The organism is Pseudomonadota bacterium (assembly GCA_010028905.1).
Taxonomy (GTDB): domain Bacteria; phylum Vulcanimicrobiota; class Xenobia; order RGZZ01; family RGZZ01; genus RGZZ01.
In genome coordinates this window covers 1-10,155 of the sequence record RGZZ01000155.1, presented here as the reverse complement: position 1 = coordinate 10,155, position 10,155 = coordinate 1, and the positions used below count along the sequence as shown (strand labels likewise).

Genomic DNA, 10,155 nt, shown 5'->3' with positions numbered 1-10,155 from the left:
GCGCCACGTCGGCTTCGGCCCTCTTCTGCACCTTCACCTCGGCGTTCATGGCGATCATCTGGGTCTCGTCGATGCCACCGGCCAGAGGTCTCAGGGCGTCGAGCAGCATCGGACACTGCTGGGCCGAGGCGTCTCGGTACACGTACACCGCGTCGTAGCGGGGAAAAAGGTGGCGGTCGTCCTCGAGAACCACGAGATCGTAGTAGCCGATGTCGCCGTCGGTGGTGTAGACGTTGATGGCCCCCACGTCGTCGGCGGCCAGGGCGCGGTAGAGCAGCTCGTGCTCCATCGTGACCACGCGCTCCGGATGCAGGCCGTAGCGTGCGCGAACGGCGTTCCATCCTTCCTTGCGGGTCATGAACTCGTGTCCCACGCCAATGACCATCTCCGGATGTGCCGCAAGATCGCTCAGCTTCGAGAGATGGAGCCGCTCGGCGGTGACACGGCGCACCGCGATGCCATAGCTGTTGCTGAACCCCAGGGGCGCGCTCATCGAGAGGCCGCGCTGTGCAAGGGCCTGGCGCAGGCCATCGGTCGACTCGATGTGCGCATCGTGGAGCTGCTCGCTGATGAGGGTGCCGGTGTAGTCGGCATAGACGTCGACCTCTCCGCGCAGCAGCGCGGCCCACACGATCTGCGTGCCGCCCAGCCCCGCGCGATGCGTCACCGAGACACCGTTTCGCCGAAGCATCGTGGCGAGGATGTCGCCCAGGATGATGCCTTCCGGGAAGGCCTTCGAGCCGATGGTGATCGATCCGTTCGTCTGTGCCTGCGCGGTCTGTGTCGATACGCACGCGACCGTCAGGAAGAGCGCGATGAGGAGGCAGCGCGCAGCGCGTCTCATGGGGTGGTCTCCTCTTCGCGCGTGCCGGATATCGGTGGCGCCATCGCAGCGTTGAGGTCGACGCCGCGCTGGGCGTTGACGAATCGGGTGACGAACGCATTCGTGGGTCGGCGAACGAGATCGGTGAAGGTTCCCCGCTGCATCACGCGTCCATCGCGCATGAGCACGATCTCATCACTGAAGAACGCGGCCTCGGTGAGGTCATGGGTGACGAGCACGACGCTCTGGCCGAGGGTGGTGAAGATGCGCTTGAGGTCTTCCTGCAGATCGGAGCGCACCATCGGATCGAGGGCGCCCATGGGCTCGTCGAGCAGCACGATGGCGGGTTTGAGCAAACAGGCTGACGCGCTGGCGCTGCCCGCCAGACAGCTCGAGGGGGTAGCGGGCCAGGCTCTCTGGGGGCAGCTGGGTGAGGGCGAGCAGCTCGTTGAGCCACTTCTCGGCCTCGCCTTCTCGGCGCAGGTGCCGCGCCAGGAGCATGATGTTCTCGCGGGCCGTGAGGTGCGGGAAGAGCCCGCCGTCTTGGATGACGTACCCCATGCGCTGGCGGATGCGCTCGATGTTCTCCGGGGTGACGCGCTCACCATCGAGGGTCACGGTGCCGCTGTCGGGCGTGATCAGGCCCACGATGATGCGCAGCAGCGTTGACTTGCCGCAGCCGCTCTGGCCGATGAGGGCCGTGGTCTGCCCTTTTCCCACGCGTAGCGATACGGGCTCGAGCGCGGGCCTCGCACTGCCGGGATAGGTCTTGCAGACGGCATCGACGTCGAGCATGTGAGAGAGGTTCGCGTGTGCGGCTGCGTTTCCCGTTCGGTCGTGGGGGGAGTGAAGCGGTTCGGCCTCTCGTCTCAGCCGCCCGCGCGCTTCACCTTCAGACCTCGCTCGATGAGCAGGGCTTCGATTCGATCACGATGGTCGCCCTGGATCTCGATGACGCGATCTTTCAGCGCCCCCACGGCCGGACTTCTCGAGGCGCATGCGCACGGTTCCCGAGGTGGGCTTTCCCGATGGGGCAGAACGCGCGGAGGCGCCGCCCGCAGAGCCCTTCGACGGGGAGGCCGATCGCTTTCCCGTGCTCCTACCGCTGGCGCACGCGCACGGAAGGGCACGGCATTTCGCGCACCAGCCCTCGTCGGTGCTGTACACGACTTCATACTGTGGCACGGGGGTCATTCTCGCTTCGGCAGGGTGGGCGCGTTCGTGGGGAGAGCCGGGAGATGCTCCTCGGTCTGACGTCCGGACCGGACGTCGCAAGCACCGCTCATTCAGGTGGCGATGCCAAATCGGGGGAGAACGAAGCGCATCAGCACGACGTAGACGAGCACGATGCCCACGAGGGTCAGCAGGTCGTTCACGGGAGACTCCTCTCGCATGACGGGGGCTTCGTGCCTGGCGCCAGGCAAGTCCTGCGAAATGAGGAGAGTCAGGCTTCCCCCAGCCGGGTGCTGGTCCGGGGAGGCCCCGGATGATTGCAGAGGGAGAGGTCGCGCGTTCGAGGGCAGGGCGACACGCGCCAGGAAGGCCCCTCAGGGGGAATCATCGGGGGGTGGCGAAGCATCCCCTGGGGTCCCTGGTGACGCACGCATGCCGTCGAGGAGGTCGTTCATGAAGCACTGCCCTAACCTTGACTGTCCGCACATCGACTTGTATCAGGCGATCGGTGAGTACAACGACGACGTGGGGCTCTGTGCGCACTGCCAGACGCCTCTCGTACACGGCCCGAGCCCTTCCATCGGCCCCAACGAGAGCGAGATGGTGCAGGTCTACACCAGTCACGACGCCTACCTGGTCGACCTTGCGAAGACCGCCCTGCAATCGGCCGGCATCGCGTCGTTCGAGACGGTGGGCGGGTCGTCGGGCCTGCTTCCCTTTGAGCCGACGATTCTCGAGGTCCACGCAGACCAGGCAGAGCGAGCGCGTGAGGTCCTGGCGTCTGTCGAGGCTCCCGCCGAGCCAGCCTCCGACTGGGAATGTCCGACCTGTGGCGCGCTCATTCCCGGCACCCTCGAGGCGTGCTGGAGCTGCGCGGGCGAGCCGCCGCCCGACGCCGATGATGATGCGTCAGACGACGAAGAAGAGGGTCTCGACGACCTCAACGACCTCGACGACGCGTCCGACGATGACGAAGAAGACCTCGACGAGGTCGAAGAGGCGGCCGACATCGAGAAGCCGGACGCCAACCCCTGATCGCGTCGCTCGTGGGGCATCGTCGTCAGGAGCGTTTCTGGGAGGTGTGACGGTGGAGGCAGAACTCGCCGAGCAGATCGATGGCAGTGCCGACTGGGTTCGCCTCTGGGTGGAGCGCGGCGTCGAGCGCTGCCTTGAACCGGACGATGTGCTCTGGGTCTCGGGTCAGACTGCGGTTGAGGCCGCCCTGCTGACGCGAGGCTCTCTCGACGTGAGGCGTCAGGCCGCTTCGGGCGATTCCTATGTGGTGAGCACCCTGCGCGCCCTGAACGTGGTGGGTGAGATGGGAGCGCTCGACGGGACCCATCACTCGGCCACGCTGGTGGCTCGCGAGGCCTGTACGCTCTCGGTTCTCAGCGCCGTCGACTTCCGCGCGTTCATCCGCACCCATCCTGAGGTCACCGAGGCGCTTCTGCGGCAGCAGTCGGCCCGTCTGCGCCTGATCACGCGAAGTGTCGATGCCGTCTGGTTCGATGAGCTCACGGGGCTGCGCAACCGTCGCTTCCTGCACCGCGGCCTCACCGACGACCTCGAGCGTGCGCTGCGGGGTGGGCACGCGCTCAGCGTCGCCTTCATCGACATCGATCACTTCAAGTCGATCAACGACACGCACGGTCACGCCAGTGGTGATCTGGCCCTCGTCACCATCGCGCGCGCCATGCGCCAGGATCTCCCCGTTTCGAGCGTTCTCGTGCGCCAGGGAGGAGACGAGTTCGTGGCGTGGATGCCCGAGGTGTCGCATGACGCGGCGGTCGAGGTGCTGCGGCAGGTCGCCGAGACAGTTCGCGCGCGGCCCATCGATGTGGGCCATCAGAAGCTCACGCTCACGCTCAGCATCGGCATGGCGGTGTTCCCCGACCACGCGCGCGACATCAACGGTCTGCTCGAGGCCGCCGACCGGGCGCTCTATGTGTCGAAGCAGCAGGGGCGCGACAGGGTCACTGCCTACCACGTCGACTGAGGGGGCCGTCAGGGCAGCGCCCTGAGACCCGACCTGGTTCATGCGCTGGAGGGGTTGCATTCGCGGGGGATTCAGGCGCAGGCCAGCGAAGCAGGGCTCGATGGACGGTCTCGATGAGCGCTACATACGACGCGCCTTCTTGAAGCGAGAGCAGGGGGCCAGCGTTTCGCAGGCGACGGTTGCGGCGTGTGTCGCACAGGGCTACAAGCTCGCGGAAGACGACGTGTGGGTGCGACTTGACGTCGTGGCGCCGTGCACGGAGCTGTGCCCGCTCTGTCTGCTCGCTTTCGTCAGCCTGCGTCCCGTGGTTGACGCCGTGGGCCGCACCACGCTGGTGGGTCGTCACGACGCCTGCGGAACCGTGCTGTTCGCCGAGGTGTAGCAGAGCGTTCAATGGAGCGTGAGGCGTCGCCGAACGAAACCTGGTCGCGTGGCGGAATCCTGCAGAAGAAGCCCAACATCGTTCTCATCACCGTGGATCTGATGCGCCCGGCCTTTCTGGACTGCTACAGTCAGACGGGCTTCTTGCTTCCCAACATCGCGACGCTTGCGCGTCAGGGGGTTTTGTTCGAAAACGCCTACGCCCAGACCGAGCGCACGTCGCCGTCGCACCTGTGCATCTTCACCTCTCATTACCTCTCCGACTGCTATGCGGCGCGCCTGGCGCCCAAGACGCTGCCGGAGGTGCTGCACGAGAATGGCTACGAGACGACGTCCATTCCCTCTTCTGGATTGCTGTCGAGCACGCGACCTGATCCGCTGTTCAACTTTCACCGGGGGTTTGATCGTGTCTACTCGGTTCCCTCAAGCGGGGACACCCAGCGAACCTTCGTCAAGCGCGACGGGAGCGAGACCCTCCGACTTGCTCGCCTCTTCCTTCGTCAGCATAGGCTCGGGTGAAGTCCGTGGTTCTTGTTCCTGAACTTTCGTGATCTGCATCCCCCCTTGCCCCCAGACTCCTCTGATGCCGAACACGGGCCTTTCTATCGCCCTCTCGTCCGAGTCGATGGTTATATCGGCGAGGTCATGGCTGAGCTGCAGGCACTTCATCTCGCCGATGAGACAGCGATCGTGCTCATGAGCTCGCACGGCTGCGATGATGAGCGCAACGCAAGAAGCGTTGCCGAGCTCAGAGAGAAGACGTTGCGCGTGGCCCTCATCATGCGGTTCCCCGCTGGACCGTCTGGGGTTCGGGAGCGCCATCCGGTGGCCACCATCGACGTGGCGCCTACGTTGATCAAGCGATGTCTTCCGAGTGTTTTGATGGATTCGGCGGGGTCAGCCGATATGCTCCATACGTCTTCTCGTCGGATCGTCTTCGCGCAGACCGAGCGCCTCGAAGGTCACATGGCCACCGACGGGCGCTGGAAGTATGTCGAGTACACTCGTCCCTACGTGGAGTGTCCGGAGGCGCTTCGCAGCTTTACGCCGCCCACCCGTCTCATCGATCTGTCGAAGGCTGATCCGGATGAAGCAGACAACCAGGTGACGCTGCACCCGGAAATTGCGGCCTACCTGCGAAAGTCCATCATCGACCGCTTCGGGCCCTCTGCGGTCAATCGTGACGTCCGCATGGAAGACGCGGTCGAGGAATCGACGCAGCACGAGCTGAAGACGCTCGACTACTGGTAGGCCGGACGGCGCTGTCGCGACTGTGGGAGAGATGCGAGCCGAAGCCCGCCCTCGGGGGGCACCGCCGGTCAGCATGTCTCGCGCGCCCTCGTGTTGAAAGAGGACGGCGTTTTCTGCTATCGTGCCCAGGTGCAGCGTCTGGCGTCGTACTTCTCCTCTCCACGATGGTTTGTGGCGCTTGCGCTGCTGCTTCTTGCCAACCTGCTGTTCGGGGGGGCGCTGCTCTTCCGAGGCAGGCGCGCATCGGTTCGCGCGAACGAGGGGGGCGTTTCAGACCGGCCCAACATCCTTCTGATCACCGTTGATCTGATGCGCCCGGATTTTCTGGGCTGCTATGCGAAAGAGGGGTTCCCGACGCCCAACATCGATGCGCTTGCCGCCCACGGCGTGCTGTTCGAGAAGGCGTATGCCCAGGCGGAGCGCACGGGGCCCTCGCATCTGTGCATCTTCACCTCGCGCTATCTCTCAGAGTGCTTTCGCGCGCGCGCATCGCCGACGATGCTCGCGGAGGTGCTGCGTGCGAACGGGTATGACACGGCCTCCATTCCCTCGTCGGCCATGTTGCTGGGCCCTTCGGCGCAATCGGGCGAGCTGTTCGACTTCACGCGAGGCTTTGGAACGGTCTATCCGATCCCCCCCAACGGCGAGACCAATCTCCCCTTCATCAAGCGCTCTGGCACGGAGGCCACGGCACTGGCGCGCACGTTCATCACGTCGCACGCGGAGGGCGCGCGCCCCTGGTTCCTCTTCCTGAACTACCGGGACATCCACCCGCCTCACGATTCCGATCCCCTCGCTGCCCTTCACGGACCCTGCTACGCGCCCGTGACGCACATCGATGCATGGATCGGGAGCTTGATGAAGCTTCTCGATGAGGGCCACGGGGGAGATCGCACGGTCGTCGTGCTGATGAGCCCGCACGGCTGCGAAGACGTGCGCGACGTGCGCGCGACGCCGGATCTGCGCGAGAAGGCGCTTCGGGTTCCGCTCATCATGCGTCTGCCAGGCGGGCCTTCGGGGCTGCGCGTGGGCAGCGTCGTCGAGACCATCGACGTCATGCCGACCTTGCTCAAGCGCTATCTCCCGTCGGTCTCGGTCGAGATGTCCGGCAAGGCCGATGTGTTGAGCGAGCATGGGGGCCGTCTGGCCTATGCGCAGTCAGAGCGCCTCGAGGGCTGCATGGCGACCGACGGTCGGTGGAAGTACATCGAATACGTCCGTCCTTCCGAGGAAAGCCGCGCAGTGGGCGGTTCCGTGACGCCTCCACCACGTCTTGTCGACCTCACGCTGGGGGGGGCGGCAGATTCGTCCAACCTGCTGGCGCAGGCGCCGGATCAGGCCAGGCGCTTGCGGCGCGCAATCGTGGAGCGCCTTGGCTCCGCTGCGGTGCAGGGGAGCGCCAGCCCCATCCCCGCCATTCCCGCGTCGGCGCGGCGACGGCTCAAGGCGCTTGATTACTGGTAGCTTCACCGCCAATGCATCGCATCAAGACCAGGGCTTCAGTGCGTGGGCGTTCTCGAGCACGTCGCACAGGGTTGCCGTGATGGGCTGCTTCGTGCGCACCTCGTACCACGAGAACGCGGGAGACGGGTTTACCTCGAAGCAGTAGTAGCGGCCCTTCGGTGTGACGCGCAGGTCGATGCCCGCGAGCACGAACCCGAGGGCCCTGGCAAGCGCGAAGCACTGGCGTCGCACGGGCTCCGGCAAGGTGTGGGCCCGGATCTGGGCCTGCTTGTCGTAGCGGTAGTCGCTCTCGTCGGCCACGATGAAGTGGGCGAAGAGCTGGTCGGGGCCCACCACGTGCACCCGGATGTCGCGGCCATCGACGCACTCCTGCAGTTGCACGGGGCATCGTTCGAGCGTGTCGAGGCGGTCGAGGTCTTCTTCGTTCATGCGCTTCACGATGGATCGCACGTAGCTGATCGACTTGTAGATGACGTTTCCGCCGTGGGTTTCGTAGAACTCGCGCGCGGCGTCGGGCTGGTTGGTCACCAGGGTGCGGGGAACGCTGAACCCGTGCTGCTCGACGAGCCCGATCTGATACGGCTTCGAGGCGTTCGAGCCGGAGTACACGGGGCGGTTGACGACCATGGCGTCGATGGTGTTGAGCACGACGGTGAACGCGGAGAGCGTGGCGTTGCTTGCGTAGTCGGCCTCTTCGCGCGTGTAGTCTTCGATGGTCTCGCCGGCATCGAAGCCGGCGCGCTGGTAGATGCTCTTCACCGATTCGAAGGCCAGGCGGCGGCCGTCTGGGAGGGCGAAGAAGCCGTCGATGGCGCTGCCCAGCGAAAGGCCGAACCGCACAGTCCCGGGCAGGTCTTGCGTCTGCACCAGCTCCACGGCACGCCCGCGACGCTTCAGCTCGTCGTGGATGTCACTCACCATGTCTTCGGAGGGATTGCCGATGACGACGATGGTCTCGCTCACAGGTGCCCCTCCTCGAGAAGGGTGGTGGCGGCCTCGAGCACCTCGGCGTACTGCAGGGCTTCGAGGCTCAGATGGGTTCGAAGGGTGGTTGCAATGGGGGTGTCACCCAGCCGGAACACGACCTCGCCCATGGTCAATTCGAGCCGCTGGCACGTTTCGAGCGCGTGTCGCTTCGACGACTCGGGCAGCGACGCGCCGAGCGTGAACGCCTGCCCGCCTACCACCACGCACTGCGCGATCTCTCCGTCGACGGGCTCTTCGAAGTGGGCCGGCGCAAGGGTCAGCGCGTCGAGGCGATCGAGGTCGTCAGCGCCCATCGCCTTGAACTCGGCGAACGGTGTGGTGACGGGCTTGTACAGCGTGCGCCCCCCACAGGTCTCGTGGAAGTCGCGTGCCGCGGCGGGGTCGCTGGTGATGAGCGTTCGGGGGACCCGCAGCCCGCACGCGCTCAAGAACGCCTGCTGTGCCGCGCGTGAGGCGACCCACTCGCGCCGTGTCACGTGGTTGGCGACCACGCAGCCCGGACGGCGTGCCAGCCGCGCGAAGAGCGCGATGAGGGTGGCCCAGATCTCGGTCTGGGCGTATGCGGCGTCGGCCTCGTCGAGATCGGAGAGGGCCTCCGGGTCGACGTAGTAGCCGTCGAGGCAGACCCCGCAGATGTCGTCGAGGTCGATGGGGTCTTCGTAGGGCAGCTGCAGCCAGCCGGAGGGGTCGCTCGCGCCAGCGCCCAGGCACAGGCCGGTCTCGCGCGGGAACTTCCCTTGTGTGGCGAAGGCGACGCGTCGGCGTCCCCGTTCACGAACGTGCTGGTAGAAGGGCTCGAGCACGGGGTGCCCGGGGGTCCCGTAGAACACGATGGTCGGCTCGTTCATCGAGGTGATCTTGGCAGTGCCCGGCCGACTTCCTGCGCCCCCCCCTCGTGGATGGGACAGTGTGCAGCGAGGTGGCCGCGGGTTCGACGTCTCACGGAAATGAATGTGGCCGCGCTCAGCGCGGCCACGAAGAGAGTTCAGGACAACGTACCGGAGCCGAAGCCAATCGACACACGACTGGCAACCTTGAATCGTTGTTCTAGGCGAAGAAGCGCGCCGTGGGAGCGCCTCCGCGGGCGGTGAGGTCGGGCTGGATCTCGAGATCCTTCTCGGAGCAGCGCTTTTCGATGCCCTTCTCGAAGCCGAGCTTCTCGACGTGGCCCTTCTCGCCAGACTGCTTCTCGACGCCGATCTTCTCGCCCGTCGGCTTCTCGTCATGGTTCTTCTCGCAGAGGTGCTTGTCGCCGAGCTTCTCGCTGGCGAACTTCTCGATGCCCTTCTCAGCGGTGCCCTTCTCGACAGACGCCTTCTCCGGACGGCACTTCACGTCGTCGAGCTTCTCCTTGTGGCCCTTCTCGCCGAAGCCCTTGTCGCCCAGCTTCTCGTTGTAGTCCTTCTCGCCGCAGCGCTTCTCGCCGAGGCCCTTGTCGCCCAGCTTCTCCTTGTGGCCCTTCTCGCCAACCTGCTTCTCGTCGTGATGCTTCTCTCCGAGGTGCTTGTCGCCGTGCTTCTCGCAGAAGAGCTTCTCCTTCGTCTTCTCGACGAACTTGCAGCAGCTGTCGGTGCTGCCGGGGACGTGCGCGCTGTCGTTCGCGCTCTGCGGGGCGGCGGAGGCAACCGACCTGGAAGGGGCGCTCGGCGCCGCGGTGCTGGGGCGAAGATTTCCACCGATGAACAGGTCTGACATGGTTGCTCTCCTTCTCGTCGGCCGTCCGTCCTGGCGGTTCGTGCGGCGCTTTTCTTGAGAGGGATGTCAGGTCGTTCGAGCCACGTGACTAGGGCTGATTTGTAACAATAATGTTGATGGTTTGTGAACAATTCTTTAACAAAAAAGGGGCTGCTGGCGGGCTATTTCTGATTGTTGCTGTTCCTGTCGCCTTTATGGCCCCAAGAAGCCGCCGAGAGGTGGTGACAGTATTGGGTGTTTATTTTTTGGTGTCTGCACTGGTTGCCTCGACTTGACAAGTCTGTTGTTTGGCGCGATAGATAGGCCATAGCGCCACAAAGGAGGGGAGGGTCTTCGATGGACGCGCGCGTCACACCGATTGAATCCAGGTCGCCTGCTTCTCCCC

Annotated in this window: 10 protein-coding genes and 1 pseudogene; 6 read left to right on the top strand and 5 right to left on the bottom strand. The window is 65.1% G+C overall.

The window, feature by feature from the left end:
- Both EB084_12200 and EB084_12195 read right to left on the bottom strand, forming a co-directional pair.
- Positions 1 to 844, bottom strand: an 844-nt coding sequence (locus EB084_12200) for an amino acid ABC transporter permease (GenBank protein ID NDD29016.1), incomplete at its 3' end; no start/stop codon positions are given.
- A pseudogene (locus EB084_12195) lies at positions 841 to 1,618 on the bottom strand (ATP-binding cassette domain-containing protein). The pseudogene EB084_12195 and the gene EB084_12200, both read right to left, overlap by 4 nt.
- A 552-nt stretch (positions 1,619 to 2,170) precedes the next feature.
- Here EB084_12195 and EB084_12190 point away from each other — a divergent pair.
- The 6 genes from EB084_12190 to EB084_12165 all read left to right on the top strand — a co-directional run bounded on the left by EB084_12190 (position 2,171) and on the right by EB084_12165 (position 7,088).
- Positions 2,171 to 3,031 carry a DUF2007 domain-containing protein gene (locus EB084_12190; GenBank protein NDD29015.1) on the top strand — a complete coding sequence of 287 codons (861 nt, stop codon included), beginning with the start codon at positions 2,171 to 2,173 and terminating at the stop codon, positions 3,029 to 3,031.
- The gene (locus tag EB084_12185; protein ID NDD29014.1) at positions 2,895 to 3,992 is read left to right on the top strand and encodes a diguanylate cyclase; all 1,098 of its coding nucleotides are present in this window, start codon (positions 2,895 to 2,897) and stop codon (positions 3,990 to 3,992) included. The genes EB084_12190 and EB084_12185 overlap by 137 nt, the downstream gene beginning before the upstream one ends.
- Positions 3,993 to 4,092: 100 nt before the next feature.
- Positions 4,093 to 4,374: a hypothetical protein gene (locus tag EB084_12180; protein NDD29013.1), complete on the top strand. Its 282-nt coding sequence runs from the start codon at positions 4,093 to 4,095 to the stop codon at positions 4,372 to 4,374.
- Positions 4,375 to 4,385: 11 nt separating this feature from the next.
- Entirely contained in the window at positions 4,386 to 4,892 is a 507-nt protein-coding gene (locus EB084_12175) for a hypothetical protein (GenBank protein NDD29012.1), read from the top strand.
- A 12-nt stretch (positions 4,893 to 4,904) separates the two neighbouring features.
- Positions 4,905 to 5,624 carry a hypothetical protein gene (locus tag EB084_12170; protein ID NDD29011.1) on the top strand — a complete coding sequence of 240 codons (720 nt, stop codon included), beginning with the start codon at positions 4,905 to 4,907 and terminating at the stop codon, positions 5,622 to 5,624.
- A gap of 129 nt (positions 5,625 to 5,753) precedes the next feature.
- Positions 5,754 to 7,088 carry a hypothetical protein gene (locus EB084_12165; GenBank protein ID NDD29010.1) on the top strand — a complete coding sequence of 445 codons (1,335 nt, stop codon included), beginning with the start codon at positions 5,754 to 5,756 and terminating at the stop codon, positions 7,086 to 7,088.
- A gap of 21 nt (positions 7,089 to 7,109) precedes the next feature.
- On the opposite strand, the gene EB084_12160 is transcribed toward EB084_12165, so the two are convergent.
- The 3 genes from EB084_12160 to EB084_12150 all read right to left on the bottom strand — a co-directional run bounded on the left by EB084_12160 (position 7,110) and on the right by EB084_12150 (position 9,770).
- Positions 7,110 to 8,051, bottom strand: a complete 942-nt coding sequence (locus EB084_12160; GenBank protein ID NDD29009.1) for a hypothetical protein — start codon at positions 8,049 to 8,051, stop codon at positions 7,110 to 7,112.
- Positions 8,048 to 8,923 (bottom strand): hypothetical protein, encoded by an 876-nt coding sequence (locus EB084_12155; protein ID NDD29008.1) that lies wholly within the window; start codon positions 8,921 to 8,923, stop codon positions 8,048 to 8,050. The genes EB084_12160 and EB084_12155 overlap by 4 nt, the downstream gene beginning before the upstream one ends.
- Positions 8,924 to 9,122: 199 nt before the next feature.
- Positions 9,123 to 9,770 (bottom strand): hypothetical protein, encoded by a 648-nt coding sequence (locus EB084_12150; GenBank protein NDD29007.1) that lies wholly within the window; start codon positions 9,768 to 9,770, stop codon positions 9,123 to 9,125.
- Positions 9,771 to 10,155 lie beyond the last annotated feature (385 nt).